Source organism: Amycolatopsis sp. ATCC 39116 (genome assembly GCF_000231075.2).
In the GTDB taxonomy this organism is placed as follows: domain Bacteria; phylum Actinomycetota; class Actinomycetes; order Mycobacteriales; family Pseudonocardiaceae; genus Amycolatopsis_E; species Amycolatopsis_E tucumanensis.
Genome location: NZ_AFWY03000002.1, coordinates 355,806 through 381,307, shown reverse-complemented (window position 1 = coordinate 381,307; position 25,502 = coordinate 355,806). Strand labels below are relative to the sequence as shown.

The 25,502-nt window shown below is 69.4% G+C and carries 29 protein-coding genes and 2 tRNA genes; 21 read left to right on the top strand and 10 right to left on the bottom strand.

Translation table 11 applies throughout. The features are described 5' to 3' along the window. Window positions 1-117: 117 nt before the first annotated feature. Complete coding sequence (locus AMY39116_RS0304495) at window positions 118-462, bottom strand: GntR family transcriptional regulator (RefSeq protein WP_027935631.1); 345 nt, start codon at window positions 460-462, stop codon at window positions 118-120. Window positions 463-586: 124 nt separating this feature from the next. Between AMY39116_RS0304495 and AMY39116_RS0304490 the strand changes: the two genes are divergently transcribed. The 11 genes from AMY39116_RS0304490 to AMY39116_RS0304445 all read left to right on the top strand — a co-directional run bounded on the left by AMY39116_RS0304490 (window position 587) and on the right by AMY39116_RS0304445 (window position 7,770). Beyond that, a complete protein-coding gene (locus AMY39116_RS0304490) occupies window positions 587-919 on the top strand; it encodes a hypothetical protein (RefSeq protein WP_020416510.1) in 333 nt (110 codons plus the stop codon). A gap of 322 nt (window positions 920-1,241) precedes the next feature. Continuing rightward, entirely contained in the window at window positions 1,242-1,490 is a 249-nt protein-coding gene (locus AMY39116_RS0304485) for a hypothetical protein (RefSeq protein WP_020416509.1), read from the top strand. 189 nt (window positions 1,491-1,679) lie between these two features. Further along, window positions 1,680-1,943: a hypothetical protein gene (locus tag AMY39116_RS0304480; RefSeq protein ID WP_020416508.1), complete on the top strand. Its 264-nt coding sequence runs from the start codon at window positions 1,680-1,682 to the stop codon at window positions 1,941-1,943. 3 nt (window positions 1,944-1,946) lie between these two features. Further along, window positions 1,947-2,132, top strand: coding sequence for a hypothetical protein (locus AMY39116_RS0304475; RefSeq protein ID WP_027932935.1), 186 nt, complete (start codon window positions 1,947-1,949; stop codon window positions 2,130-2,132). Between the two features lie 84 nt (window positions 2,133-2,216). Further along, entirely contained in the window at window positions 2,217-3,581 is a 1,365-nt protein-coding gene (locus tag AMY39116_RS0304470; RefSeq protein ID WP_020416506.1) for an FtsK/SpoIIIE domain-containing protein, read from the top strand. Further along, the gene (locus AMY39116_RS0304465; protein WP_020416505.1) at window positions 3,581-3,820 is read left to right on the top strand and encodes a hypothetical protein; all 240 of its coding nucleotides are present in this window, start codon (window positions 3,581-3,583) and stop codon (window positions 3,818-3,820) included. The genes AMY39116_RS0304470 and AMY39116_RS0304465 overlap by 1 nt, the downstream gene beginning before the upstream one ends. Continuing rightward, window positions 3,787-4,269 (top strand): hypothetical protein, encoded by a 483-nt coding sequence (locus AMY39116_RS46555; RefSeq protein ID WP_162146025.1) that lies wholly within the window; start codon window positions 3,787-3,789, stop codon window positions 4,267-4,269. The genes AMY39116_RS0304465 and AMY39116_RS46555 overlap by 34 nt, the downstream gene beginning before the upstream one ends. Continuing rightward, a complete protein-coding gene (locus AMY39116_RS0304460) occupies window positions 4,227-4,904 on the top strand; it encodes a DUF2637 domain-containing protein (RefSeq protein WP_020416504.1) in 678 nt (225 codons plus the stop codon). Before AMY39116_RS46555 ends, AMY39116_RS0304460 begins: the two co-directional genes overlap by 43 nt. Window positions 4,905-5,069: 165 nt before the next feature. Beyond that, the gene (locus AMY39116_RS0304455; protein WP_020416503.1) at window positions 5,070-6,416 is read left to right on the top strand and encodes a replication initiator; all 1,347 of its coding nucleotides are present in this window, start codon (window positions 5,070-5,072) and stop codon (window positions 6,414-6,416) included. Further along, window positions 6,413-6,589, top strand: coding sequence for an AlpA family transcriptional regulator (locus tag AMY39116_RS0304450; RefSeq protein ID WP_020416502.1), 177 nt, complete (start codon window positions 6,413-6,415; stop codon window positions 6,587-6,589). The genes AMY39116_RS0304455 and AMY39116_RS0304450 overlap by 4 nt, the downstream gene beginning before the upstream one ends. Beyond that, entirely contained in the window at window positions 6,589-7,770 is a 1,182-nt protein-coding gene (locus AMY39116_RS0304445) for a site-specific integrase (RefSeq protein ID WP_039791203.1), read from the top strand. Before AMY39116_RS0304450 ends, AMY39116_RS0304445 begins: the two co-directional genes overlap by 1 nt. A 103-nt stretch (window positions 7,771-7,873) precedes the next feature. On the opposite strand, the gene AMY39116_RS0304440 is transcribed toward AMY39116_RS0304445, so the two are convergent. From AMY39116_RS0304440 to AMY39116_RS0304420, 5 genes are all read right to left on the bottom strand, one after another. Next, window positions 7,874-7,946 (bottom strand) — tRNA-Arg (locus tag AMY39116_RS0304440). A 42-nt stretch (window positions 7,947-7,988) separates the two neighbouring features. Beyond that, window positions 7,989-8,078 (bottom strand) — tRNA-Ser (locus AMY39116_RS0304435). 62 nt (window positions 8,079-8,140) lie between these two features. Beyond that, a complete protein-coding gene (locus tag AMY39116_RS0304430; RefSeq protein WP_020416500.1) occupies window positions 8,141-9,847 on the bottom strand; it encodes a phosphatidylglycerol lysyltransferase domain-containing protein in 1,707 nt (568 codons plus the stop codon). Window positions 9,848-9,871: 24 nt separating this feature from the next. After that, window positions 9,872-11,839, bottom strand: a complete 1,968-nt coding sequence (locus tag AMY39116_RS0304425) for an acetoacetate--CoA ligase (RefSeq protein ID WP_027935630.1) — start codon at window positions 11,837-11,839, stop codon at window positions 9,872-9,874. Window positions 11,840-11,851: 12 nt separating this feature from the next. Beyond that, the gene (locus AMY39116_RS0304420; RefSeq protein WP_020416498.1) at window positions 11,852-12,478 is read right to left on the bottom strand and encodes a dienelactone hydrolase family protein; all 627 of its coding nucleotides are present in this window, start codon (window positions 12,476-12,478) and stop codon (window positions 11,852-11,854) included. A 104-nt stretch (window positions 12,479-12,582) separates the two neighbouring features. Between AMY39116_RS0304420 and hisC the strand changes: the two genes are divergently transcribed. Beyond that, window positions 12,583-13,635 carry a histidinol-phosphate transaminase gene (hisC, locus tag AMY39116_RS0304415; RefSeq protein ID WP_020416497.1) on the top strand — a complete coding sequence of 351 codons (1,053 nt, stop codon included), beginning with the start codon at window positions 12,583-12,585 and terminating at the stop codon, window positions 13,633-13,635. On the opposite strand, the gene AMY39116_RS0304410 is transcribed toward hisC, so the two are convergent. After that, a complete protein-coding gene (locus tag AMY39116_RS0304410) occupies window positions 13,625-14,389 on the bottom strand; it encodes a sulfite exporter TauE/SafE family protein (protein ID WP_020416496.1) in 765 nt (254 codons plus the stop codon). The genes hisC and AMY39116_RS0304410 overlap by 11 nt on opposite strands. Window positions 14,390-14,443: 54 nt before the next feature. On the opposite strand from AMY39116_RS0304410, the gene AMY39116_RS0304405 reads away from it, so the two are divergent. The 6 genes from AMY39116_RS0304405 to AMY39116_RS0304380 all read left to right on the top strand — a co-directional run bounded on the left by AMY39116_RS0304405 (window position 14,444) and on the right by AMY39116_RS0304380 (window position 20,597). Next, a complete protein-coding gene (locus AMY39116_RS0304405; RefSeq protein WP_020416495.1) occupies window positions 14,444-15,499 on the top strand; it encodes a Vms1/Ankzf1 family peptidyl-tRNA hydrolase in 1,056 nt (351 codons plus the stop codon). A gap of 118 nt (window positions 15,500-15,617) precedes the next feature. After that, complete coding sequence (locus tag AMY39116_RS0304400; protein ID WP_027935629.1) at window positions 15,618-16,052, top strand: ATP-binding protein; 435 nt, start codon at window positions 15,618-15,620, stop codon at window positions 16,050-16,052. Continuing rightward, on the top strand, window positions 16,049-16,855 hold the full coding sequence (locus tag AMY39116_RS0304395; protein WP_020416493.1) for a SigB/SigF/SigG family RNA polymerase sigma factor: 807 nt from the start codon (window positions 16,049-16,051) through the stop codon (window positions 16,853-16,855). The genes AMY39116_RS0304400 and AMY39116_RS0304395 overlap by 4 nt, the downstream gene beginning before the upstream one ends. 41 nt (window positions 16,856-16,896) lie before the next feature. Next, window positions 16,897-17,838 (top strand): non-homologous end-joining DNA ligase, encoded by a 942-nt coding sequence (gene ligD / locus AMY39116_RS0304390; RefSeq protein WP_027935628.1) that lies wholly within the window; start codon window positions 16,897-16,899, stop codon window positions 17,836-17,838. Next, window positions 17,838-18,827, top strand: a complete 990-nt coding sequence (locus AMY39116_RS0304385; RefSeq protein WP_020416491.1) for a Ku protein — start codon at window positions 17,838-17,840, stop codon at window positions 18,825-18,827. The genes ligD and AMY39116_RS0304385 overlap by 1 nt, the downstream gene beginning before the upstream one ends. 288 nt (window positions 18,828-19,115) lie before the next feature. Then, window positions 19,116-20,597 carry an adenylate/guanylate cyclase domain-containing protein gene (locus AMY39116_RS0304380; protein ID WP_020416490.1) on the top strand — a complete coding sequence of 494 codons (1,482 nt, stop codon included), beginning with the start codon at window positions 19,116-19,118 and terminating at the stop codon, window positions 20,595-20,597. Here AMY39116_RS0304380 and AMY39116_RS0304375 read toward each other — a convergent pair. Beyond that, entirely contained in the window at window positions 20,594-21,601 is a 1,008-nt protein-coding gene (locus AMY39116_RS0304375) for a beta-ketoacyl-ACP synthase III (protein ID WP_084506009.1), read from the bottom strand. The genes AMY39116_RS0304380 and AMY39116_RS0304375 overlap by 4 nt on opposite strands. A gap of 120 nt (window positions 21,602-21,721) precedes the next feature. Between AMY39116_RS0304375 and AMY39116_RS0304370 the strand changes: the two genes are divergently transcribed. The 3 genes from AMY39116_RS0304370 to AMY39116_RS0304360 all read left to right on the top strand — a co-directional run bounded on the left by AMY39116_RS0304370 (window position 21,722) and on the right by AMY39116_RS0304360 (window position 23,119). Then, window positions 21,722-22,048: a DNA glycosylase AlkZ-like family protein gene (locus tag AMY39116_RS0304370; protein WP_020416488.1), complete on the top strand. Its 327-nt coding sequence runs from the start codon at window positions 21,722-21,724 to the stop codon at window positions 22,046-22,048. A gap of 37 nt (window positions 22,049-22,085) precedes the next feature. Then, complete coding sequence (locus AMY39116_RS0304365; protein WP_027935626.1) at window positions 22,086-22,562, top strand: Lrp/AsnC family transcriptional regulator; 477 nt, start codon at window positions 22,086-22,088, stop codon at window positions 22,560-22,562. A 152-nt stretch (window positions 22,563-22,714) separates the two neighbouring features. Further along, window positions 22,715-23,119 (top strand): SsgA family sporulation/cell division regulator, encoded by a 405-nt coding sequence (locus AMY39116_RS0304360; RefSeq protein WP_020416486.1) that lies wholly within the window; start codon window positions 22,715-22,717, stop codon window positions 23,117-23,119. A gap of 794 nt (window positions 23,120-23,913) precedes the next feature. On the opposite strand, the gene AMY39116_RS44595 is transcribed toward AMY39116_RS0304360, so the two are convergent. Both AMY39116_RS44595 and AMY39116_RS0304350 read right to left on the bottom strand, forming a co-directional pair. Beyond that, window positions 23,914-24,600 (bottom strand): hypothetical protein, encoded by a 687-nt coding sequence (locus AMY39116_RS44595; protein ID WP_020416485.1) that lies wholly within the window; start codon window positions 24,598-24,600, stop codon window positions 23,914-23,916. 256 nt (window positions 24,601-24,856) lie between these two features. Then, window positions 24,857-25,501 (bottom strand): response regulator transcription factor, encoded by a 645-nt coding sequence (locus AMY39116_RS0304350; protein ID WP_039791201.1) that lies wholly within the window; start codon window positions 25,499-25,501, stop codon window positions 24,857-24,859. Window position 25,502: the final 1 nt, after the last annotated feature.

Here is a 25,502-nt window from a genome sequence, read left to right as displayed (position 1 = left end):
GGTTATCCGAAGCTCAACTCCGGCGGATCGCCAGTCGCCTCCGGGCGCTGACTGCTGAACTCGACGAGGTGCGTCAGCGGGTCGTGCGACTGGAAGTCGCGGAGCGCCGAGCGAGCCTCAGCCGGACTGCTCTTCCAGCCGCTCAAGACGCTGAGCCAGGTCGGCGACAGTCGCGTTCAGAGCGTCGATCTGCCGGTGGATGGCAGCGAGGGGATCGTCGTGCGACTCGCCGGGCTGGGTCACGAAGTAGCCGAGGCCGGCAGTGACTTCGGCGTAGCCATCCTCGGCGAGCTGAGTCAGGGCCTTCTGAGCCGTCATCGGCGACACGCCGCGATCGCGAGCGAGTGCGCGTACTGAGGGAAGCTTCTCGCCCGGTTTCAACTCGCCAGCATCGATCTTGGCCGCGATAGAGGCAGCCACTGCCTGGTAGGGGTGCCCTGTCACCTGCTGCGGCTGCTTCATGAACCAACTGTACCGAGACGCCATATAACGCGCTAGTTCACCCGAACGGACCATAGCACTGTCCTAGCACTGTGCTACCCTAGTCCTAGTACGACATATAACGTCACAAGACAGGAGTGGATAGATGAGGAACATCCCCGTCAACCTCGGCGGCTACCGGCTCCGGATCGCCGAGGCCCCGACGATGAAGACACGGAAGGACAAGGACGGCCGCGAGGAGGTCGTCACCGTGGACGGCGTGACCCGCTATGTCGTGTCGCTGTTCGCGAAGTCGGACGGCACGAAGGGCGAAGAGATCCGGGTGACCCTGGAGACCGACCCCGGCGAGGGGTTCGAGGAGGGTCAGCTGGTCGAGCTGATCGACGCCCGGGTGTCGCCGTACTCCTTCCGCAACGACCGGGGCGAGACGGTTTCGGGCATGGCGTTCGCCGCCATGGGTCTCAAGCCCGCCGCCTGATCGGACCGCGTGTCCGGGTAGCCCTTCCTATTCCTGGTTAGCCGCCCGTTCGAGTCGGGCAAGGGCACTTATCTGCTGTTTGAGAATTACACAGTGGGCCGATCCATGCCAAAATTCGCGCCTTTTGTGGTGGCGCGCCTTGACTCCCGGGATCTACTCCGGGGGTCTTGGGGTTCTACCACAACACTGATTGGGGTACCGAAAATGCGTAACCGAGACTGGATTGACGGTGATTACTGGCACAGCGACGGCGAGTGCCCGGGCGGGCTGTCCACCTTCGACCCCAACGGACCGCAGCGGAATGCCTGAGGGGAGGAAGGTCATGAGCTTGGAGGTCGATGCGGACCGGATCACGAGCACGGTGACCGAGCATCACGCGGTCAACGGGCCGGAAGGCTGGCTGGTCACCTGGCTCCCCGGGCGAAAGTTCGATCGGAACGCGGCAATTACCGCGATGCTGCTGGTTGAGATCTACGTGATTGACCCGCCGCCGAAGAATCCGATGTGGAAACTCGCGGAAAATTGGGAACGGGAGATCTCCGTAAATCGCCAGCACGACTGGCACGGGTAACAACGCAAGGAGGGGAAGAAAGTTGGTAAGCGAGATTCAAAACATCATCGCAGCGGCGACCGCGGCCTACGAGAAGTTCGCGGCAAGTCGACCGGACCAGGAAACGCGGGTGACGGTAGGTAACGCGGTGCGATTCCTCGTGGCTGACCTGACCTCGGCAGCGGAGTATGCGGCAGGAAAGGGGAACTGATGCAGATCGACGCGATCAACCGGCGCGCTCGGGAACGGTACGGCAGCTTCGTGGTCGCGATGGACCTGGTGCTGGAAGCGCTGGAGGACCTGACCGGCCTGATCGAGAAGGTCGACGACAAGCACGCTGGGTCGGGTTGGACCGTCGCTACTCAGGACGAACTCAAGGGCTACCGCACTCAAGCCACCGATGAGCCGGAGCGCCTCCGGACGGCGGCCACGAAGTACGAGACCGAGCTGGTCTCGCGCGATTGGAGGGTCTGAGCAATGGCAGGGCATCAGGTGGACCGGGCGCTGGATGCGGTGGACGCCGCGATGCGGCAGCTCCGGCAGGCGATCAAGGGCATTCCGGTGCGACGGGAGGGCTTCAAGGGCCACCACGACCGCATGGCCAAAGCCGTCGCCAAGCTGACCGTCTCGCTCTCCGACTCCCGCTCCGCGATCAAGGACTGACCGAACAGCAACCGCCGCAGGACCGGCCTGACCACCTCGACACGGGTGGCCGGGCCGGTCCTTTCGTTTCTCGGAAGGAACATCATGGCTTCGGAATTCTCCAAGCGCACCAAGGGCGCAGAGGTCAAGGCCGCCGCCTGGCTCGGCCGGCACCCCGGCAGCATCCTTACCCCCGCTGCCGTCACCACTGCGGGGCTCGAACTGGGCTGGACCGCCACAGGCGGCATCCTCGGCGGCACCGCGGCGGGTCTGTGTGCGTGGTATCGCGCGCATCCGGACAGCTTCGACCGGTTCGCCGCACCCCGGATGCGGGCGTGGCGTCGCCGGTGGATCACTTATCTGGGGCCGCGCTGGCGCAACGCCCTGATCGCCTGCGACCTGTTCACCACCAACCGCAAGACCGGTGAACTTCACGTGCCCCGGCTGGTTCGCATTCGCTCCTACTCCCCGAGCGTGGACACCCTCTACGTCAAGCTCCACCCCGGGCAGCATCTCCGGCAGTTCGAGGCCAAGCTTCCCGAGTTGACCGAGGCGCTCAAGGTCGAGCGGATCGCGATCGAGCGGGTCAAGCCCCGGGTGATCGCGCTGGTGGTGGAGCGGTCGGAGCCGTTCACCGAGGTCATCGAGGCCCCGGAGATGGTCTACGACTCCGACGCGATCGAGCTGACCAACCTCTACGTCGGCGAGACCGAGTACGGCGGCGACTGGCGGTTGTCCGCGCTGGGGCAGCACCTGTTCGTGGCGGGCGCGACCGGCGCGGGCAAGAACTCGGTGGTCAACGCCCTACTCCGCGGGCTGGCACCGCTGATCCGGGACGGCGCGGTCAGGCTGTGGATCTGCGACCCCAAGCAGATGGAGTTCGCCAAGCTCGCCGGCATCGCGTACCGCTACGCCTGCGAGGAGGGCGACTGCGCGGAGCTGGTCGAGGAGTACGTGGCCGACATGCAGGCCACCCAACGCGGCCTGGCCGAGCAGGGCAAGCGCAAGATCACGCCCTCCTCGGTCACGCCACTGAACGTGCTGATCCTCGACGAGATGGGCGCACTGCTCGCCTACGGCGACGCCTCCGCCGCCCGCGGCCTGAAACGGCAACTCGCCCTTGTCGGCTCTCAGGGCCGTGCAACCGGGCACTCGATGGTCGGACTGGTGCAGGAACCCACTAAGGACACCGTGCCGGTGCGGGACTTGTTCACCACCCGAGTGTGCCTGCGGGTCACGTCCGCGGCACACGTGGACATGGTGCTCGGCGAGAACGCCCGCCTTCGCGGTGCGCTGGCCGATGAGATTGCGAACGCCCCGGAAACGTCGGGGATCGGCTACGTCATCCGGCAGCGCTCCCGCGTCCCCATGCGCGTGCGCGCTGCCTACGTCGACGACCGCGAGCTGGACGAGCTGGTCGAGTTCGTGCGGGCCGGATGGCGCGGTGCTGAGCTGCGGGTGGTGGCCTGATGCTGACCCTGCGGTTCGTGTGGTCCTGGACCAAAATGACCGGCCTCGCCTTCCTCGCCCTGCTGATCGAGCGGGCGGTGATCCACAGCTTCTGGGGCTTCGCCCTCGCTGCCGCCGCCACGCTCGTGACCTGGGCCGTGATCACGGTCGGGCTGTACCGGGAGTGGCGGGCACACGGCACCGGCTACCGGCACGAGGTCAACGAATGGCTTACCGGTCGACCGGACGGGAGGCCGTGATGGAGGACGAGTTCGGGCTGTTCAGCGCTCCCGCTGCTGGCACGCCTGCTCCCTCCCGGCAGTGTCCGCCACCGCGGCCGCGTAAGCGCTCGAAGGCGGTCATCAGCCCGGCGTTGGCTCAGGACGTGCTGGCGGAGGTGCAGGACGGCCGGTATGGGCTGCTGGACGACTCCGACCGGGTCGTGCTGTTCGAGGACACCGACCGGGTGCGCATCGCCACTGACGAAGACACCGTGCACGCGCTCATGCAGGGCCGCTACGTCGAACGTTGTCCCGCCCGCGACACGGTCTCCTGCCTGCACGGTGTCGTCCGGCGTCCGGTGTCCCCGCTGCGGCTCACGCGGCAGGGACGGAACCTGCTCTCCGCTGGTCCGCGCTCAAACCCTACTGACGGAAGGAGAAATCCGTGTCCAAGGTGGACACCCCGCGGGGAACCGGCACTCGGTTGATGGAGGTGGTGCAAGTGCTGGTCACCGTGGTGCTGGGCGGAATTGGCGCGGCCGCCGGGTTCACCCACACCCACGACTGGGCCGTCCACCACGGACAAACCGGCTGGCTCGCCTGGGCCGACGCCGTGGTCATCGAGGGCATCGCCATCGTCGCCGGGTTCGAGGTCCGCCGTGACCACCAACGCGGCAACACCCGGTTCCTCACCTTCCCGATGGTCGTCCTGGTGGCCGGGTTCGGGATTCAGATGACCGCCCAGGTCGCCCTGGCCGAACCGACCCCTGGCGGCTGGCTGCTCGCCGCGATGCCCGCTCTGGGCTTCCTCGTGGTGGTCAAGCTCCTCATGCGTCGCGCACCCGCCGACAACGCGCCTGAGCCCCCGGCGGCACCCGCACCAGCCAAACCCGCGGAAGCGGTTCCGTCCTCGACACCTGCACCGGTGCGGGGATCAACGCTGGCGAAACTGCCGGCCGGAGTCCGCGACACCGTCACTCGCACCACCGAGACCGCCCACGCCGCGGGACGCCCCGTCACCGCCGACGAGCTGTCCACGGCGGTGAGGCTGCCCGACGCGATGCTCACCGCCCTGCTCGACGAGCTGAACACCCGCGTCAACCACCACCCCGTCCCCACGTGACCAGGGGCCTCCGGGGGCGCGCTGTTTGGCCCCCGAAAGCCACAAGATCACTACCCCGCCCGCTCGGCGCTAACCGCGCCACGCACCACGAAGGGCGGGCCACCGGCACCAACCGCCCCGCTGGCCCGCCCTTTCTCGCGTCTGCACAACCTCTGGAGGCTGCCCATGCCCCATGCATCCCTCAACCTTGACCTCGCCGCCCGCATCCAGCAGCGGCTCACCGCCCCCGACTACCGGCGCTGGCGGGCACGGGTCGAGGCCACCGGCGGATGCCTCAAACCCGTCCACCTCTCCGGCTACCGCAAGGTCATCGACCGCGCCACCGGCACCATCCTCGACCGGCACGCCGGGACGATCTACGCCCCCTGCGGCAACCGCCGCGCCTCGGTCTGCCCCGCCTGCTCCGACCGCTACGCCGGAGACGCCTTCCAGCTCATCCGCGCCGGAGTCGCCGGAGGCAAGACCATCCCGGCCGACGTGGCTGACAAGCCGCGCCTGTTCGTCACCCTGACCGCTCCCAGTTTCGGCGCGGTGCACACCCGGCCGACGACCCGGCACGGCAGGTCGCGGCCGTGCTCGTGCGGCACCTTCCACCACCCCGACGACCCGCGCCTGGGCACCGCGATCGATCCGGACGCCTACGACTACCGCGGCGCGGTGCTCTGGCAGGGCCACGCCGGGGAACTGTGGCACCGCTTCACCATCCGGCTGCGCCGCGAACTTGCCACCGCGGCCGGCCTCCGGGCCAAGGACTTCCCTCGGCACGCCCGGCTGTCCTACGCCAAGGTCGCCGAATACCAGCGCCGCGGGCTCGTCCACTTCCACGCTGTCATCCGCCTCGACGGCCCCGAGGGACCGCACGACCCGGCCCCGAACTGGGCCGACACCGACCTGCTCGACCACGCCGTCCGCGCTGCCGCCCAGACCGCGCAGGTCACCAAGACCCTCGACCTCGGCGGCCGAACCGAAGAACACACCTTCACCTGGGGCCAGCAACTCGACGTCCGGGTGATCCACCGGCCCGGTGAGGTCGAGGACGGGCACGGCAACCTCAGCGATCAGGCGCTGGCCGGCTACATCGCCAAATACGCCACCAAGGGCACCTCCACCAGCGAAACCCCCGACCGGCGGGTGCACTCCGAACGCCACATCGAGCACTTGAACGTGCACCCGCACCACAAACGCATGATCCGAGCAGCCTGGCAGCTTGGCGGTAACGACGACCTCGCGTTCCTGCGCCGCTGGGCACACATGCTCGGCTTCCGCGGCCACTTCCTGACCAAGAGCCAGCGCTACTCGCTCACCTTCACCCAGCTCCGCGGCGACCGCCGCACCTTCCAGCACCACGCGGCGCTGGAAGCCCTCGGCGTCGAGCCCGGCTCCGTGGTCGTGGTCAACCACTGGAACTACACCGGCAACGGCCACGCCGACGACGCCGAACGCGAACTCGCCGAAGCCATCTACCAGCGCAAACGCAACAACCGTGCGACCAAAAAGGAGGACCAGCCATGACCCGCAAACTGCTGTCCATCGAGGACTTGTCCGACTACCTCGGCATCCCCAAAGGCACCCTCTACCAGTGGCGCAGCAAGGGCTACGGCCCGGACGGCATCCGCATGGGCAAGTACGTCCGCTACCGCCAGGAGGATGTGGACGCCTGGATCGAGCAGCAGGGAGCCGCGTGATGGGCCGCCTGCCTCTATCCCCGGGCAGTCATGGGGAAATCAAGGTCAAGCAGGTGGGCAAGTCGTGGGAAGGTCGCTGCCGCTACCGCCACGAGGACGGCACCTACTCAGACGTCCGGCGTCGCGCCGGGACGAAGGAGAAGGCCAAGCAAGCAGTCCGCGATGCGATGAAGGACTTCGTGTCGCACGCTCCGGGGGCCGACCTGACCGCGTTCAGCCGGTTCTCTGAGGCCGCCGCACAATGGCTCGACGAGTACCGGAAGGACGCGGAAAACGGCATCTACGCTCTCACGTCCGTGGACACGTACAGTGATCATCTGCGCAATCACGTGCTCCCGCGACTGGGCAACCTCCGGTTGTTCGAGGTCAAGACTCCGGTGATCAACGCGTTGTGTCAGGCCAAGCTCAAGGCTCACAGCTTGAGCCTCGCCAAGCACACCAAGGCAGTGATCAGCAACGTCATGACCTTCGCCGTGCAGGCGGGCGCGATCGAGCGGAACCCGACCCGGGAGATTGCTCCGCTGACCGAGCGCAGGGCCAAGACCAAGAAGTCGAAGTCACGCGCCCTCAGCGGTGACGAGCTGGTGGACTTCCTAGCAAAGCTCGACGCCGACGAGGAAGCACGAAAGGCGGACCTCCCGGACCTCGTACGCGGCTTCATCGCTACCGGTGAGCGTCGGGGTGAGATGCTGGCGGCCGACTGGCCGGACTTCGATGAAGAGGAGCGCGTGCTCCATGTCACGGGCGGTCTCGTCCAAGTTCGGGGCAAGGGCACACTGCGAAACGACGGCAAGACCGAGAATGCGGTGCGCCCGATCCCGCTGCCTGAGTGGTACGTCACCATGTTGATCGACCGTCGAGCACGGCTAGGCGTGCCGAACCCAACTGGGCCGATCTACCCGAACAGCCGGGGCGGCTACCTCAACTTCCAGAACCTGACCAACAGGCACTGGCTGCCGTTCCGGCGACGCGCGGGCTACGAGTGGGTGACCTTCAAGACCCTGCGGAAGACGGTCGCCACGCTCCTCGATGAAGCGGGTCTGACGGCTCGCCAGATTGCCGACCTCTTGGGGCACGCTCACCCGTCCATGACGATGAACGTGTACATGGGGCGCGGCCAGAAGTCGCGAGCTACGGCCGACGCCCTCGGTGCACTGCCCCTGGGGAAAACTGGCGATTGATTGGCGACCTGCCTTCCAGCCACCCCCAGGCGGGTCCTGCCCGGAACAGCAAGAAACCCCCTGTCACCAGGGGGTTTCTTGGTCTTGCCGTCTCAACCAGACGCGCGCCCGAAGGGATTCGAACCCCTAACCTTCTGATCCGTAGTCAGATGCTCTATCCGTTGAGCTACGGGCGCTTGTTCAGTTTTCACTCTAGCACTCGGGGTCCGAGTGCCTTGCGGAGGCTCCGGGATTTGAACCCGGGAGGGGGGGTTACCCCCAACCGCATTAGCAGTGCGGCGCCATAGACCAGACTAGGCGAAGCCTCCCGGATCACGACCACTGCTGAGATAGCGTACACAGCCCCTCGAAGCCGCGGCAAAGGACCCCCTCATCTCCGCAACAACCGCCGCAACCTGGGGGAACGTCCGGCCAAGCCCTCGGCCTCGAAGACGGCCACCCCGACCCGTGGCAGCTCGCGCACGCCCGGGTACACCAGGTACCTGGGCACCCACGCCGGCTGGAACTTGGCGTTGAACCGGTACAGCGACTCGATCTGCACCCAGTGTGACATCCATCCCAGGACCTTCGCCGAGGCGCGCGCCACCGGGCCCGCCCCGATCCGCCTGCCCTGCTCCATCAGCTTCCGGAACGCGGCGAAGTTCAGCGAGACGTACCTCACACCGTGATCCTTCGCGGCCAGCAGCAGCTCCGAGATCATCAGCTCGTTGATGCCGTTGTCCGCGGTGCGATCACGGCGCATCACGTCCAGCGACAGCCCGTCGTCGCCCCACGGGACGAACTGCAGCAGCCCCCGCACGACGCCGTCCTGCTCGGCGGTCACCAGCACCGAGCCGGGATCGCCCATGCGGCCCAGCGCCATCGAGAACCCGCGCTCGGTGTCGCTCCCGCGCCACTTCGCCGCCAGCGCCTCCAGCTCGGCCAGCTCGCCCTCGGCCAGCTCCTCCGACCGCCGCACGCGCACCGCGTACCCGGCCCGCTTCGTCTTCGCCACCGCCTGGCGCACCCCGCGCATCACGCGGCCCTCGAGCGTGAACGTGGCCGCGTCGACGACCGCCTCGTCGCCGATCTCCAGCACGTCCAGGTCGTACCGGGCCCACGCGGTCGCGCCCAGCTCGGAGCACCCCATCGCCGCCGGGACCCAGCCGTGCCGGCGGCAGACCGCCAGGAACTCCTCGATCGCGCCCGGCCAGGCCTCGTTGTCTCCCAGCGGATCGGCCGACGCGATCGCCGCGCCGGCGATCACCCGGTACGTCACGGCCGCCTTCCCGGTCCTGGAGAACACCACGAACTTGTCGTCGCGCAGCGCGAAGTACCCGAGCGAGTCGCGGGCGCCGTGCTTGTCCAGCAGCGCCTTCAACCTGGCCTTCTCGTCCTCGCTCAGGTGCGGCGCCGGCTCGGCCGAGCGCAGCAGGAAGTACGCGGCGAGCAGCACCGCGCCCAGCCCGAACAGCAGCCCGACCGTGGCGGTCAGGTCGTCCATCCACTCGACGTGGAACTCGGCCGGGCCGCTGACCCCGAACAGCGCCAGCGCCGCCTCGGCCATCCGGTCCGGGAACGACAGCGGCGCCATGAACCGGGACGGCGCGACCGACAGCAGCGCGACGTTGATCACAAACCCGGCCACCAGCAGCTGCAGGAACACGCGCAGCGCGACCCACTTCCCGGTCACCGGGTCGGGCAGCGCGACGAAGTGCCGCCGGTTCAGCACCAGCGTCACGGCCAGCGCGACCGCCACCACCCCGGCGCCGAACACGTGCTGCATCCCCAGGTGCGACACCGCCAGCACGACGCTGGCGGCCAGCGCGAGCTGCCAGGCCCGGCGCTTGCGCCGCTTCAGCCCGGACGCGAGCATGATCAGCAGCACCCCGACGGCCAGCACGACGGCGGCCGCGGCCGTCGTCGCCTCCTGGGGCAGCCCGAGCCACACCGCGACGTGCCCGCGCATGCCGCGCCGCCCGGCGGGCAGGACGACCGAGATCACCGCCAACAGCCCGACCAGCCTGGTCACCCAGGTGATCGCCACGACCGATGCCGCGCCCGTGACGCGCCAGACGGCCGGCCGCTCCCCGGTCAACGTCCTCCCGGACACCCCTGCCCCCTAACTCCCCCTGGCCATGTCGACGAACGGTTCGAGCGCCCCCGGGTTGGCGAGCGCGTCCCGGCTGACCGCCCGTTCCGGCGCCACCCCGGTCAGGATCTTCTTGACCGGCACCTCGCACTTCTTACCGTTGAGCGTCCGCGGCACCTCCGCCACCTCGATGAATCGATCGGGTACGTGTCGCGGCGAGAGGCCGCGCCGCAACTGGGCGCGCAGCTCCGGCTCGACCGCGGCAAGATCCGCCCCGGGCGCCATCACGACGAAACACAGCAGCTCACCGTCGGTATTCCCGGCTCGCGTGGTGTCGATGACGAGCGAGTCGGCGATCTCGTCGAAGCCCTCGACGATGCGGTAGAACTCGGCGGTGCCCATCCGGACGCCGCCGCGGTTGAGCGTGGAGTCGCTGCGGCCGTAGATCACCGCCGACCCGCGCGGCGTGATCCGGATCCAGTCGCCGTGCCGCCACACGCCCGGGTACATGTCGAAGTAGGCCTCGCGCAGTCGCGACCCGTCCTCGTCGTTCCAGAAGAACACCGGCATCGACGGCATCGGCTTGGTCACCACGAGCTCGCCGACCTCGTCGACCACCTCGCGGCCGTCCTCGTCGAACGCCGTCACCGCGGCTCCGAGCGCCCGGCAGGACAGCTCGCCGAGCCACACCGGCACGTCCGGGGCGGCCGCGACGAACGCTGCGCACAGGTCGGTGCCGCCGGACACCGAGCAGATCTGCACCGACCGGCCGACCTCGTCGGCGATCCAGCGGAAGCCGTCGTCGGACAGCGGCGCGCCGGTCGATCCGAGCGCCCGCAACGCGGACAGGTCGAACGAAGCCGCCGGGCGGATCTTCGCCTTGAGACAGCTCTGGACGAACGGCGCGGACGTGCCGAAGTACGTGATCCGCTCCTCGGCCGCCAGCCGCCACAGCGTGTTCAGGTCGGGGTGCCCTGGGCTGCCGTCGAACATCACGATCGTCGAGCGCGCGAGCAGCCCGGCGATCAGGAAGTTCCACATCATCCAGCCGGTGGTGGTGAACCAGAAGAACTTCTCGTCCGGCCCGAGGTCCATCTGCAGCACCGTCGCCTTGAGGTGCTCCAGCACGATCCCGCCGTGCCCCTGCACGATGCCCTTCGGCAGGCCGGTGGTGCCGGACGAGTACAGCACCCACAGCGGGTGGTCGAACGGCACCGGCTCGTAGGCCATCTCCGCGCCGGCGTGCCGGGCGAGCAGCTCGTCCCAGGCGAGCGCGCCGTCGACCGTGCCGCCGCCGGCGTAGTCCACCAGCACGGTCGCCGTCAGCGACGGGATCCGCGTCCGCAGCTCCTCGACCGTCGACCGGACGTCGAAGGACCGTCCGTTGTAGACGTATCCGTTGATCGCGACCAGGACCTTCGGCTCGATCTGGGTGAACCGGTCGCTGATCGCGCGGACGCCGAAGTCCGGCGAGCAGGACGACCAGATCGCGCCGAGGCTCGCGGTGGCGAGGAACGCGACGAGCGTCTGCGGGCAGTTCGGCGCGAGCGCGACGACGCGGTCGCCGCGGCCGACGCCGAGCTCGACCAGCGCTGCCCGCATCGCGGCCACCTGCTCGCGCAGCTCGCCGTAACTCAACCGGGCGGACAGCCCGTCCTCGCGGCGGAAGATCACCGCGAGGTCGTCGTCGGCGCCGGTCAGGGCGTGCTCGGTGTAGTTGAGGGTGCCGCCGGGGAACCACTGCGCGCCCGGCATGCGCGTGTCGCCGAGGACCGCGCTCGGCTCGGCGTGCCAGCGGATGCCGAGGAACTCCGCCGCCGCGCCCCAGAACTCCGCGGGCCGGTCGACGGAGAACCGCCACAACTCGTCGTAGTCGTCGAGGGACACGTCGCGCTCCGCACGCAGCCAGTCGCGGAACGCCTGGATCCTGCTCGCGGCGACCCGCTCCGGGTCCGGCCGCCACAACACTTCCGGGGTGTCAGCAACATCGGTGGTCACCCCGGGAGCGTATTAGCGCAAGTGGGCGTCGAACCAGCTCAAAGTCCGCTGCCAGGCCTCGACGGCGGCCTTCGGGTCGGCGTCGAACCGGTGGTTGGCGCCCGGGTAGCGGACCACGTTCGTGGCCACCCGGGCTTCGGCGGCGGCCTCGCGGAGCTTCTCGACCTCGGCGGCGCCCAGCTCGTCGCCGGCGTCGCCGTACAGGCCGAGCCACGGGCTGACCAGCTCGCGCGCGATGTCGACCAGCCCCGGCTTCTCGGCGACGCGGTGCCCGCCGACGCTGACCGCCGCGCCCAGCTTCCGGTTGGCGGCGACCAGCAGCGCGGCCGTGCCGCCCAGGTCGAAGCCGACGACGCCGAGGAGGTCGGCCTGCACGCCGCGCTCGACCAGCCAGGCCAGCGCAATGTCGGTGGCGGCCAGGACGCTGTCCGGCGTCGGCGCGTCCTCGATGTGCGGCGCGGCGGCCAGCCAGCCCTCCGCGGCCAGGCTCGAGATCAGCAACCGCACCCCGTCGGTGATCCCGCCGACCTCGTGCAGCACCACGAGCCCACCGCGGACGACGTTCTCGGGTTCGGCGTAGGTCAGCTCGATCGCCCGGCCGTCGGTCCGCTCGTAGTGCGAGGTGTGCGTCTGCGTCATCGCACTACTCAACCATCCCCGGGTGAACGGGAGTCAACACCGATCGCGATCAAGTGTTCGGGATAACGTGGCAGCAGCGCGTTCGACCCGAAGGAGTGCCCGCCATGTCCGTGCGTACCCGTCCCGATCTCGGCTCGCTGCCCGCCTACGTCGCCGGGCGGACGGTGCCGGGCGCGATCAAGCTCGCCAGCAACGAGGTCCCGGGCGGCCCCCTGCCGAGCGTGCGCACCGCGATCGCCGACGCCGCCGCGGACGTGCACCGCTACCCGGACATGGGCGTGACCGCGCTGGCGAACCGGCTGGCGCGCAAGTACGACTTCCCGGTGGAGCGCGTCGCGGTCGGCTGCGGTTCGGTCGCGCTGTGCCAGCAGCTCACGCAGGCCCTGTGCGCGCCCGGTGACGAGGTCGTGTTCGCGTGGCGCTCGTTCGAGGCGTACCCGATCGTCACGCAGATCGCGGGCGCGACCTCGGTGAAGGTGCCGCTGGACGCCACGCACACGCACGACCTGGACGCGATGCTCGCCGCCATCACGCCGAACACGAAGCTGGTCTTCGTCTGCAACCCGAACAACCCGACGGGCACCGCGAACCGCCACGAGGAACTGGTCCGCTTCCTCGACCAGGTGCCGCCGCACGTGGTCGTCGCGCTGGACGAGGCCTACCGCGAGTTCGTCACCGACCAGGACGTGCCGGACGGCATGGAGTTCGCGCGCACCCGCGACAACGTGGTGGTGCTGCGGACCTTCTCCAAGGCCTACGGCCTGGCCGGGCTGCGGGTCGGCTACCTGGTCGGCCCGGCCGAGCTGGCCGAGGTGGTGCGCAAGGTCTACATCCCGTTCAGCGTGAACTCGCTGGCGCAGATCGCCGCGCTGGCCTCGCTCGACGCCGAGGACGAGATGCGTGAGCGGTGCGCGGCGATCGTCACCGAGCGGCAGCGCGTCGCCGACGAACTGCTCGCCCTCGGCTACGAGGTGCCCGAGACGCACGCCAACTTCGTGTGGCTGCCGCTGGGCGACCGCGCGCTCGAGTTCGCCGAGCACTCGCTGGCGAACAAGGTGGTCGTGCGGGCGTTCGCGGGCGACGGCGTGCGCGTCACGATCAGCACCCGCGAGGAGAACGACGCGTTCCTGCAGGCGGCGCGCGGCTTCAGCCGTTGACCACCAGCTGCACGATCGCGGCGATGCCGACCACGACGATCACGCCGCGCAGCACCGGCGCGGGCAGCCGGCGCCCGATCTTGGCGCCGAGCTGCCCGCCGAGGGTGGACCCGACGGCGAGCAGCGCCACCACCGGCCAGCTGACCGGGGCAATGAACGCGTAGACGATCCCGGCGACCACGTTGACCACGGCGGCGAGGACGTTCTTGATCCCGTTGAGCCGCTGCAGCGGGTCGGTGAGCAGCATGCCCATGAACGCCATCAACATGACGCCCTGCGCCGCGGTGAAGTACCCGCCGTAGATGCCGACCAGGAAGATCAGGAACAACACGAGCCCGCCCCGTGAGCCGCCGCCCTTGCCGGCCTCGCGGCGGCGCGCCACCCACACGGACACCCGCGGCTGGATGATCACCAGCACCACGGCGAGCCCGACCAGCACCGGCACGACCGTCTCGAACGCGTTGGGCGGCAGGGAAAGCAGCAGCACCGTGCCGCACACCGCGCCGATCGCCGACGGCACCGCGTACCGGGCCACCCGCCTGCCCTGGCCGGTCAGCTCGTGCCGGTAGCCGATCGCGCCGCTGATCGTGCCCGGCGCGAGCCCGATCGCGTTCGACGTCGTCGCGGTCACCGGCGAGTAGCCGAGCGCGACCAGCACCGGGAACGTGACGAGCGTGCCGGACCCGACGACCGTGTTGATCGTGCCCGCCCACACCCCGGCCAGGAACACGACCAGCGCCTCCCACCACTGCATGGCCCCATCAAACCCTGGCGTTTCACGGCACCGACCGACGGGTAAGAAGCGGGCATGGACACGACGACCTTGCGCCCGCTGGTGACCGCGTCCGGTCCGTTCACGTCCGTCTACTTCGAGGACTCGCACGACACGGCCGACGCCGAGAAACAGCTCGAGCTGAAGTGGCGTGAGCTGAAGGACGCGCTGACCGCCCAGCACGCCCCGGACGGCGCGGTGGGCGCGCTGGAGAGCGCGATCCTGGACGGCCCGCGCGCGACCGGCCGCAGCGGCCGCGCGCTGCTGGCCGCCGGCGAACGGGTCGTGGTCGACGAGCACCTGCCGAGCCCGCCCGCGAGCACCATCGCCAGGGTGTCCGACCTGCCCTACCTACTGCCGCTGGCGCGGTACGGCGAGCTGGCGCTGCCGCACGTGGTCGCCGAGGTCGACCAGGTGAGCGCGACCGTCAAGGCCTTCGACGAGCACGGTCACGAGATGGCCGCGGAGGAGGTCAGCGGCCAGGACCACCCGGTGCACCACACCCGCGGCGGCGGTGAGGCGCACCACCGCATGCAGCACCGCACCGAAGAGGTGAAGCGCCACAACGTCGCCGACATCGCCGGTGTGATCGCCCGTCTGGCCGAGCAGGCGAACGCGCAGCTGATCGTGGTGGCAGGCGAGGTGCAGGGCCGCAAGGCCGTGATAGACGAGCTGCCCGAGGCCGCCAAGTCGATCGCGCGCGAGGCCACGCACTCCGACGTCGCCGACGAGCTGGCCGAAGCGGTCCGGCAGAGCCGCCTCAACGACGTCGTCCAGCAGTTCCGCGACGCGCTGAACCAGCCGGACGGCCTTGCGGTGCAAGGGCTCGAGGCGGTGACGGCCGCGCTGCGCGAGGCCAATGTGGAGACTCTGCTCGTCGGGGATCCTGGCGAGGACGTGGTGTGCACGGGGCCGGCCCCGGCGCAGATCGCGCTGGGTGAGGAAGAACTCAAGGCCTACGGCGCCACGGAGATCCACCGGTGCCGGGCCGACGAGGCGGTCCCCGCCGCGGCGATCGCCGTGGACGCGGACCTGGTGCACGTCGACGAGGAGCTCGTCGAGGGGTTCGGCGCGATCTTGCGCCATCGATGAGGAGTACAGCCATAACAGCAGCTACGGAATGCTTCCAGACGGTAACCGGACCGAGCGAACTTCCCTCGTTCGAGGCATGATGGTTCCGAAGCAACACTCGAACGACGGTGAGGTGAACGTGACGGACTGGGAGCCACCGTCCTTGCGCGCGCAGAACGAGATCGAACTCTGGCTCGGTGCCGACCTGGCACACCTGCCGATCGTCCGGTCGGTGGTGGCGACGCTCGCCACCCGCGCCGACTTCGACCTGGACTCGATCGCCGATCTGCGGCTCGCAGTGGACGAAGCGTGCTCGACGCTGATCACCCGGGCGCTGCCGGGCTCCACCATGCGCTGCCGGTTCGCCGTCCAGGACGACGAACTGCGGTTCCAGGGCACGGTGCTGTCGGACAGCGACAGCGCGCCGAGCACGAAGTCGTTCGGCTGGCGGGTCCTGAGCACGCTCACGGACTCCGTCGACGCGCATGTGAAGTCGAACGGCCAGGGCCACCAGGTGGACATCGAACTCGCCAAGCGACGGGTCGCCGTCGACGTCCCAGGGGCAGGCGCGTGACCGGTTCCCGGACGGAGCCGACCAAACCCACCGCGTCGAACGAATACGGTCACCTGGCGCCGCTGTTCGACGAGCTGGCGGAACTGTCGGCCGATGACCCCCGCCGCGCCGCCCTGCGCGACGAGCTCGTGACGGGGCACCTGCCCCTGGCCGAGCACATCGCGCAGCGGTTCTCCGGGCGCGGGGTGGCGAAGGAGGACCTGGTCCAGGTCGCCACCGTCGGGTTGATCAACGCCGTGGACCGGTTCGACGCGAGCCGCGGCTCGGACTTCCTGTCCTTCGCCGTGCCCACGGTGATGGGTGAGGTGCGGCGCCACTTCCGGGACACCGGCTGGCTGGTGCGGGTGCCGCGCCGGCTCAAGGAGCTGCACCTGTCGATCTCCAGCGCGAGCACCGAGCTCGCGCAGCGGCTGGGCCGCGCGCCGACGCCGAGCGAGATCGCGAGCCACCTCGGCGTGAGCCAGGACGAGGTCTACGAGGGCCTGGAAGCGGGCAACGCCTACCACTCGATGTCGCTGGACGAGGTGCTGTCCGGCGACACCGAGAACCTCGCGCTCGGCGACACGCTGGGCGAGGAGGACGCCGGGCTGGAGGGCGTCGAGAACCACGAGGCGCTGCTGCCGCTGATCCAGGAGCTGCCCGAGCGCGAGCGCAAGATCCTCGGCCTGCGGTTCGTGCACAACATGACGCAGACCCAGATCGCGGAGCGGATCGGTGTTTCGCAGATGCACGTGTCGCGGCTGCTCGCGCGAACGCTGCAACGGCTGCGCGACGGGCTCACCGAGCAGGACGGAGAGCTGTGACCAGCGGTTTTGCGGAGCGCTTCGCAGGGTAACCGCCGATCATGGCTGATCCCGGGTGGCGCGCGCCGATGCTGGCGACGCTGACCCAGCAGCCGTTCTCCAGGGAGAACTGGCTGTTCGAGCGCAAGCTCGACGGGGTCCGCGCCATCTGCTCGCGCGACGGCGGCCCGCCCGTGCTGTGGTCGCGCAACCACAACGACATCAGCGCCGGGTATCCGGAACTCGGGGAGGCGCTCGCCGGATCGGGCGCCTCCTCCTTCGTCGCCGACGGCGAGATCGTCGCGTTCGACGGCCACCAGACCAGCTTCGCCCGGCTGCAGCAGCGCATCCACCTGACCGACCGGCGGCGCATCGAGGCCACCGGCGTCGCGGTGTACCTGTACCTGTTCGACCTGCTGGCCTTCGACGGCCACGACACCACCGGGCTGCCGCTACGGCAGCGGAAGCAGTTGCTGCGCAAGGCTTTCGACTGGGGCGGGGTGTTGCGGTACGCCACGCACCGCAACACCACCGGCGAGGAGTACTTCGCCCACGCGTGCGCGCGTGGCTGGGAGGGCGTGATCGCCAAGCGGGCGGACGCGCCGTACCGGTCCGGGCGGACGACCGACTGGCTGAAGTTCAAGTGCGTCAAGGAGCAGGAGTTCGTCGTCGGCGGGTTCAGTGCGCCGGGCGGGGCGCGGACCGGGTTCGGCGCGTTGCTGGTCGGCTACTACGACCGCGGCCGGTTGCGGTACGCGGGGAAGGTCGGCGCCGGCTACAGCGAGGCCACGCTGCGTGAGCTGACCGGCACGCTGACGGGGCTGGAGCGCCGCCGGTCGCCGTTCGACGAGCCGGTGCCCGAGCGCGGGCCGCGCTGGGTCGAGCCGGAGGTGGTCGTCCAGGTGCGGTTTTCGGAGTGGACCGGCGACGGCAAGCTGCGGCATCCTCGGTTCACGGGCGTGCGTGTCGACAAGTCGGCTACCGAAGTGGTCCGGGAGGCGTGATGGCGCGAGCGATCTGGAGCGGTGCGATCAACTTCGGCCTGGTGACGGTGCCGGTCGAGCTGTACTCCGCGACCGAGGACCACACCGTGCACTTCCGGCAGTTCGAGCGCGGCACGTCGGACCGGATCCGGTACAAGCGCGTGAACGAGCGGACCGGCGAGGAGGTGGCCTACGAGGACATCGTGAAGGGCTACGACCTCGGCGACGGCGACTACGTGCTGGTCGAGCAGGAGGAGCTGGACCAGATCGCGCCAGGCCGGTCCCGGTCCATCGACATCGAGTCGTTCGTCGACCTCGGCGAGATCGACCCGCTGTACTTCCAGAAGAGCTATTGGCTGGCGCCGACGAAGGAGGAGTTCGGGCGCGCGTACGGGCTGCTCATGCAGGCCATGGCGGAGACCAACAAGGCCGGCATCGCACGCTTCGTGATGCGCGGCAAGGAGCACATCGCCGCGGTCCGCGCCGGCGACGGTGTGCTGGTGCTGGACACGCTGCTGTTCGCCGAGGACGTGCGGAACCCGGCGAAGGAGCTGAAGAAGCTGCCGGAGAAGGCGGAGCCGCGGGGCCGGGAACTGGAGATGGCGGTCGCGCTGGTGGACTCCATGGCGGACGACTGGCGTCCCGACGACTACCACGACCAGTACAACGAGCGCGTCCTGAAGCTGATCGACGACAAGAAGGCCGGGCGCACGGTGACGGTCGAGGACGAGCCCGGCGAGCCGACCAAGGTGGTCGACCTGTTCGAAGCGCTGTCCCGCAGCGTCGAGCGGCGCAAGGGCGCCGGCGGGAAGTCGGAGAAGGCCGCTTCGAGCGCCCCGAAGAAGTCCCGCAAGGCCGCGGAGCCGGACCTGTCCGAGCTGAGCAAGGCGGAGCTGGACAAGATGGCACGGGAGCTCGACATCAAGGGCCGATCGAAACTCAACCGCGCCGAGCTGGAGAAGGCCATCCGGGAGGCGCGACCGGCCCGTTCGCGCAAACGCGCTTCCTGACCCGGGCGGGCTCCTCCGTCCGCAAGGCGTGTCCAGCGCCCGACGCGCCGCGGCGCCGCCGCTGTCCCCGAACACTCTCTCCCGCTTCCGTCGCGAACGCCCCGGCGTCGCCCGAAACCGAGCCCGATCGCCACTGCACGCCGGCTCTCAACCCCAGGTTCTCACCGCACTCCCACTGCTTCCTCCTGTCACACCCCGAGCCTTGTCCACCGAACCCGCCGCGCGGGCAGGCCCGCCACTCACCGCGACAACGCGCCCTACCCCCGCCGCTGGCAATACGATCACTCCGTGCCGAAGTTCGCCCAGCTCGCGAAGTTCCGCGTGGTGCTGCGCACCGGGCTGGGGTTCGTCGTCCTCGGCGTCGGGTCGAGCGTGTGCGGCGCGGCGGCCGTCTGGCTGCTGTTGTTCCTCCAGGGCATCCCCGCCGACATGGGCGACCGCAGCTGGATCCTGCTCACCTGCGCGGGCGCGTACGTCCTGCTCTCGGTGCTCGTCGGCTCGGCGTGGTCGGCGATCCTGCACCGCCGCACCGCCGTCTGGTTCGCCCAGGGCCGCCGCCCGACGCCGCCGGAAGCCCGCCGCGCGCTCCGCCTGCCCCGCGACCTCGCGCTGGTCAGCGGCACCCTCTGGCTCGGCGGCACGATCATCCTCGGCACCCTCACCAGCATCCTGGGCTCCGCGCTCGACGCCCTCGGCGTCACCCTCGCCGTCGGGCTCGGCGGGCTGCTCACCGTCGGCCTGATGTACCTGGCCGCGGAGTGGGTCGCGCGGCCGATCCTGATCCTCGCGCTGGAAGTGAGCCCGCCGCGCAACGCGGTGTCGGTCAGCGTCCTGTCCCGGCTCGCGATCACGTGGGCCGTGGCGAGCGGGGTTCCGCTGCTCGGCGTGCTGATCGTCGCTGCGCCGCCGAACATCGGCAGAGCCGACGAGACCTCCAGCCTGATCATGCTGTCGATCGTCGGGCTGGTCAGCGGCGCGATCGGCACCGCGCTCCTCGCTCGGGCAGTCGCCGCGCCGTTGCGCCGGTTGCGGATGGCGGTCGGCCTCGTCACCCGCGGCCGCAAGGACGTTTCGGTGCGCGTCGACGACGCCAGTGAGATCGGCTCGCTCCAGGTGTCGGTGAACAGCATGGTCGCCGGGCTGCGCGAGCAGGACCGGCTGCGGGACCTGTTCGGCAGGCACGTGGGCATCGACGTCGCCCGGCACGCACTGGAGCACGGCGTGTCGCTGAGCGGTGACGTGCGGGAGGTCGCCGCGTTGTTCGTCGACGTCGTGGACTCGACTGCCCTGGCCTACCGGCTGCCGCCCGAGGAGATCGTGCGCAAGCTGAACCGGTTGTTCGACAGCGTGGTCTCGGCGGTCGACGCGCGCGGCGGGCTGGTCAACAAGTTCCAGGGCGACGCCGCGTTGTGCGTCTTCGGGGCGCCCACCCGGCTGGCCGACCCGGCGACCGCGGCGATGTCCGCGGCGCGCGCCATCCGGGACGCGGTTCGCGAGGAAGGCGAGCTGGATCTGGGCATCGGCGTCGCGTGGGGACCGGTGTTCGCGGGGCAACTGGGCAGCCGCAGCCGGCTCGAGTACACGGTCATCGGCGACGCGGTGAACGAAGCGGCACGCCTGACCGAGCACGCGAAGCACGTGCCCGGCCGCATCCTCGCCAGCGACACCCTCTGGTCGCAGGCCGCGTCGGGCGAGCAAACCCGGTGGTCCCGCCACGAGACGGTTCAGCTGCGCGGGCGGGACACGCCCACGAAGACCTGGACGAACTAGGCCTCGCCGCCCGGCTTGACGTCGGGCCAGGTCAGCAGGGTCGAACCCCAAGTCAGCCCGGCGCCGAACGCGGTCAGCAGCACCCGGTGGCCGGGCTGGAGCTCGCCGTCGTCGCAGGCGTCGGCCAGCGCGAGCGGGATCGAGGCGGCGCTGGTGTTGCCGACGCGCTCGATGTTCGCCACCACCCGGTCGTTCGGCATGCCCAGCTGTTTGGCGGTGGCCTGCAGGATTCGGATGTTCGCCTGGTGGCCGACGAACCGGTCGACGTCGCCGACGCCGAGCCCGGACCGCTCCAGCACGGCACGAGCGGATTCGGCCATGCGCGCACAGGCGTGCCGGAACACTGCGGTGCCCTGCATGGTCAGGTAGTGGTCGTGCGGGTTGGCCGACTGGCGCTGCTTCGCGCCACCGGCCGGGACGATCAGCAGGTCCGCGTTCTCGCCCTCGCTGTGCAGGTCGAACGCGCCGAGCGCGCCCGGCTCGTCGGCGGTCCCGGCACGCAGCACGACGGCGCCCGCGCCGTCACCGAAGATCGGGACGGTGGTGCGGTCGGCCGGGTCGCAGTAGCGGCTGAACGCGTCCGCGCCGACGACGAGCACGCGGCCCGCGACGCCGCTGGCGATCATGCCCGCGGCCGTGGCCAGCGCGTAGATGAAGCCGCTGCAGACGGCGTTGACGTCGAAGGCGGCGACCCCGCTGAGCCCGAGCCCCGAGGCGACCTGCGGTGCGCTGGCCGGGCAGAGGTAGTCGGGCGTCGCCGTCGCGAGCACCACCGCGTCGATCGCGTCGGACCCGGCGCTGCGCAAGGCGTTGCGTCCCGCGGCGATCGCCATGTCCACAGTGGACACGTCGGGGTCGGCGATGCGGCGCTCGCCGATGCCGGTGCGCGCGCGAATCCATTCGTCGGAGGTGTTCAGGTGCTGGGCGAGGTCGTCGTTGTCCACCACCCGCGGCGGCAGCCAGGCTCCCAGCCCGGCAAGGACCGCGTGGTGTCCGTCATGCATGGAACCACTTGTAGGGGCTACCCCTGGGTAGACCGGTGAGTTGTGTTCCAGGTCACAAAACGCGGCCACGAAAGGACTACGCGGACCGGAACTGTCACCGATAGGTTCTAGGGTTCGGCCATGCCGGACACGCTGGGGCAGCGCGCGCTGAACCGGGCTCTGCTCGCCCGTCAGCTGCTGTTGCGCAGGACGAAGCTCACACCGCTGGAAGCCGTCCGGGTGTTCGGGGTGCCGAACGGGGTGTTCCCCGGAACGGTCCTGGTCGACGGGCTGGTGCGCGGCAGCTGGCGGATCACGCGGTCGCAAGCTGGGGCGGCGCTGGAGATCGAGCCGTACGGGCGTGTCTCCAAAAAGGACCGGGAGGCGCTGGAGAGCGCGGGGGCGCGGCTGGTGCGTTTCGCTGTCGGCGAAGATGCCTGCGACATCCGCTTCGCACCCCTTGCGTGAGCCGCGTCGCACACCCGGTTTTGGTTACGATGCGGTGGTGCCCGCCGTTGACCTGGACAAACTCGACTACGAGATTTTGCGACGCCTGCAGGACGACTCGCGGACGATCGCCGAGACGATCGGCGCCGAGGTGGGCCTGTCGGCTGCCGCGGTGCAGCGCCGCATCAAGCGGTTGCGGCACGCCGGCGTGATCTCGCGCGAGGTCGCGGTGATCGATCCGCCGTCGGTCGGGGTCCACATGACGTTCATCGTGATGGTGGAGATGGAGCGCGAGCGGCTGGAGGTGCTGGACGCGTTCCGGAAGCAGGTGCTGGCTGATTCCGCTGTGCAACAGTGCTACTACGTTACGGGGTCGGCGGACTTCATCCTGGTGGTGCAGTGCCGGGACATGGGGGAGTTCGAGGCGTTCACGCGGCGGATGTTCTTCGACAACGGCGAGGTGCGGCACTTCACGACGAGCGTCGCGATGGACCGCGTCAAGGTGGGCCTGACCGTTCCCCTGAACGGCGGCTGATCACGACGGTCCCGCGTGTTACAGGTTCGAAGATTTTGCAACCGATCGCGTGAAAGTCGCCCGCGACGCATCATTTTCGGGCTCCGCTTACATCTCATCGCTGTCCGACCCGTTCGCGCCGGGAGCGCGAACAAGACCGCGAGAGGTGGCACGTGAACACCGATACCGTCACCCAGAGCCAGTTCGTGTCACTCAACGGCTCCAGTGCTCCAGTCCTGTCTCGACTGTCGTACGTCGCGAGCGAGCCGTTCGCCGTGAACATCGCCTTCCGGACGGAGCGTGGCCGTTGGGTGGAGTGGACCTTCGCCCGGGAGCTGCTCGTCACGGGCCTGCGCGAGCCCTCCGGCATCGGCGACGTGCGAGTCCGCCCCGACCTGTCGACCGACGAGGGCATCCTCATCCTGGAGATCGAGTCCCCCGACGGCTACGCGCTGGTCGAAATCGAGCGCGAGGACGTCGAGCGCTTCCTGGACGCCGCTACGGAACTCGTCCCGCTGGGCACGGAGAGCGACCGCTTCGACGTGGACGCCTTCATCGACGAGATCACGAACGTCTGACCCTGGCACCGCACCCTCGCGGCGCCGGGGTCGCCCCCGGCTGACTCCAGGCACGAGGCTGACTCACCCCGCGCCACCCCCAGCGCTCGACTGGCCCGCGCGGTCAGCTCAGCCGGTGTGACACCCGACGGCTCGACACGTCGCCAAGCCGACACCCGACACCGCCGACGCATTGGCACCTCGACGTCTCGACAAGCCGACGTGTCGACAGTCCGCCAGCTCGACCCGTCGGCAAGCCGGCACCTCAGCTACTCGGCGGCTGGGCGTTTTCGACACAACGGCTCCCCGCACGCCGACACCTCGCCACCACAGCAGGGCGTCGGCTCGGCACCACAGCAGGGCACCGGCTCGGACCACAGCAGGCCGACACCTCGGCATCAGAGCGGGACGCCGCCTCGGCACCAGAGCGGGACGCCGCCTGGGCCCCCTGCACGTCGACACAGCGGCTCCCCGCACTTTGACACAACCCGGCACCTCAGCAGGTCGCCGCCTCGGAACCGCAGCGTGGCGCCGCCTCGGCTCCCCTCCACGTCGTCGCCTCGACACCCTGCGTCGCCTCGACACCCTGCAGTCGGCGACTCAGCAACTCAGCACCCTGGCGCGTCACCGACTCGACATCTCGGCACGTCGGTGCTCCGGCCGACCTGATTCCGCCACCAGCCCGCCTACGGGGAACAGCCGCCTCAAGCCTGCGCAGCCAATCCTGGCCCCGGCCCACCTGCCCATCGGGTCAGCGCCCAGTACCCGCCCGGCAGCTTCGCCGACGATTCCTCGGCCGGCACCGACCGAGAGCGTCAGCGACCGAGCGGCCCGAAGGACCGCGGAGACCGGTCCTGCTCCTCGTCAAAGTCACCGCGCGGGTCGATCTGGTTCCACGTCCAGACCTCGAACAGCTGCTTGATCTGCTCGTCGAGCGTCTGGCCGAGCGGCTTGCCCTGCTCCGTGGTCTCCTCGACCGGACCGGTACGGGCCTCGCCGCGGTCGGCGGCCGTTTTCTTGGTTGCGGTCGGCTTCTTCTGCACCGGCGCAGAGGTCTTGGCCGCCGGCGGCGCCACTGGCGGTGCGGTGGTCACCGGCACCTGGGGAACGGAACTCGTGTTCGGAGCCGGTTGCACCGGCTGATTGACACCCACGTTCGGCACGACCCCAGCGGCCACCGCAGGTGCAGTCTCCGCATCCTGGCCGGCGCCGAAGGCGCCACCCGCGATCCAGCCCACACCCACGAGGACAACAGCCGCAGCTGCGACCAGCAGGTTGCGACGGACCTGCCGGAGCAACCGCCGCTTCTCCACGGCGCCGGGCAGATCAACCACCACCGGGGCGAGGGCGAGCTCGCCGGACACCGGCGGGAAGTCGGCAACCGTGGGCTCGTCGTCTTCGACGGGCTTGGGCGCGCTCGCCGCAACGATTCCCGTACGGTCCGCCAGTTGCACGCTCCACACGAGGTCATCCGACCTGTCACGCAGGATCGTGCGCGCCATCAACACCCTCCATCGGCACGGCGTGGACTGTCCCCACTACTTCGCCGCTCGCCGGGCGTCACTCGACCACCTCACAGAACCAGCTGCGGCTCGGGAAAAGCTACCAGCGCGATGAGTTCATCGATGCCGAGAGACTCTCACTTTCCCTGATCATGGAGAAAGATAACTCCATCGGGTGATGATCAAGTGCACAATCCTGCGGTCCGTAGTCACCGCCCTCTCCTGCTCGCTCGACCTGTCGTTACCTTCTGACCATTCACCTCCCCTCAGCGCTGGTTTCCCACGCCCAAGCGGCGATCGCGACCCGATTACACAGGCCCAGCTTCCGCTGGATGCTCCTCAAGTGCGTTTTCACCGTCCCTGCCGTGATTCTCAGAGCCTCGGCGATCTCCAGGTTCGTCTTCGCCTCCGCGACGAGACGCGCTATCTCCCATTCCCGGTCGGTCAACACCGCCGGCCGGCGACCACCGACGGCCGGTAGGGACATCTGCCGGAAGAGGCGCATGGTCATCTGTGGACTGATCAGCATGTCGCCCGACACGGCAGCGCGAACACCTTCAACCAGCAACCCAGGCCCGGACCGCTTCAACAGGAACCCGCAAGCACCGTTCTGGAGCGCAACTCGCGCGTACTCGTCGAGTTCGAACGTCGTGATCACGATGACCCGTAGTGGATCCGCCACCTTCGGTCCAGCAAGCTCCTGGGTCACCGACAACCCGTCGCGTCCCGGCATCCGGACGTCGACCAGCACCACGTCCGGCCTCAACTCACGAGCCCGTTGCACGGCCGATTCCCCATCAGCCACCTCGCCGACCACCTCGAGATCGTCCTCAGCCTCGAAGATCTGGCGCAGAGTGCGTCGGACCACCTCCTGATCGTCTGCGATGAGAATCCGGGTCATC

Coding starts and splice junctions, on each gene's coding strand:
- AMY39116_RS0304375 (WP_084506009.1), bottom strand. CDS start 21,601: ATGCATGACGGACACCACGCGGTCCTTGCCGGGCTGGGAGCCTGGCTG.
- AMY39116_RS0304445 (WP_039791203.1), top strand. CDS start 6,589: ATGGGCCGCCTGCCTCTATCCCCGGGCAGTCATGGGGAAATCAAGGTC.
- AMY39116_RS0304410 (WP_020416496.1), bottom strand. CDS start 14,389: ATGCAGTGGTGGGAGGCGCTGGTCGTGTTCCTGGCCGGGGTGTGGGCG.
- hisC (WP_020416497.1), top strand. CDS start 12,583: ATGTCCGTGCGTACCCGTCCCGATCTCGGCTCGCTGCCCGCCTACGTC.
- AMY39116_RS0304450 (WP_020416502.1), top strand. CDS start 6,413: ATGACCCGCAAACTGCTGTCCATCGAGGACTTGTCCGACTACCTCGGC.
- AMY39116_RS0304495 (WP_027935631.1), bottom strand. CDS start 462: ATGAAGCAGCCGCAGCAGGTGACAGGGCACCCCTACCAGGCAGTGGCT.
- ligD (WP_027935628.1), top strand. CDS start 16,897: ATGGCTGATCCCGGGTGGCGCGCGCCGATGCTGGCGACGCTGACCCAG.
- AMY39116_RS44595 (WP_020416485.1), bottom strand. CDS start 24,600: ATGGCGCGCACGATCCTGCGTGACAGGTCGGATGACCTCGTGTGGAGC.
- AMY39116_RS0304465 (WP_020416505.1), top strand. CDS start 3,581: ATGCTGACCCTGCGGTTCGTGTGGTCCTGGACCAAAATGACCGGCCTC.
- AMY39116_RS0304385 (WP_020416491.1), top strand. CDS start 17,838: ATGGCGCGAGCGATCTGGAGCGGTGCGATCAACTTCGGCCTGGTGACG.
- AMY39116_RS0304485 (WP_020416509.1), top strand. CDS start 1,242: ATGAGCTTGGAGGTCGATGCGGACCGGATCACGAGCACGGTGACCGAG.
- AMY39116_RS0304475 (WP_027932935.1), top strand. CDS start 1,947: ATGGCAGGGCATCAGGTGGACCGGGCGCTGGATGCGGTGGACGCCGCG.
- AMY39116_RS46555 (WP_162146025.1), top strand. CDS start 3,787: ATGGCTTACCGGTCGACCGGACGGGAGGCCGTGATGGAGGACGAGTTC.
- AMY39116_RS0304455 (WP_020416503.1), top strand. CDS start 5,070: ATGCCCCATGCATCCCTCAACCTTGACCTCGCCGCCCGCATCCAGCAG.
- AMY39116_RS0304480 (WP_020416508.1), top strand. CDS start 1,680: ATGCAGATCGACGCGATCAACCGGCGCGCTCGGGAACGGTACGGCAGC.
- AMY39116_RS0304370 (WP_020416488.1), top strand. CDS start 21,722: ATGCCGGACACGCTGGGGCAGCGCGCGCTGAACCGGGCTCTGCTCGCC.
- AMY39116_RS0304405 (WP_020416495.1), top strand. CDS start 14,444: ATGGACACGACGACCTTGCGCCCGCTGGTGACCGCGTCCGGTCCGTTC.
- AMY39116_RS0304470 (WP_020416506.1), top strand. CDS start 2,217: ATGGCTTCGGAATTCTCCAAGCGCACCAAGGGCGCAGAGGTCAAGGCC.
- AMY39116_RS0304350 (WP_039791201.1), bottom strand. CDS start 25,501: ATGACCCGGATTCTCATCGCAGACGATCAGGAGGTGGTCCGACGCACT.
- AMY39116_RS0304490 (WP_020416510.1), top strand. CDS start 587: ATGAGGAACATCCCCGTCAACCTCGGCGGCTACCGGCTCCGGATCGCC.
- AMY39116_RS0304420 (WP_020416498.1), bottom strand. CDS start 12,478: ATGACGCAGACGCACACCTCGCACTACGAGCGGACCGACGGCCGGGCG.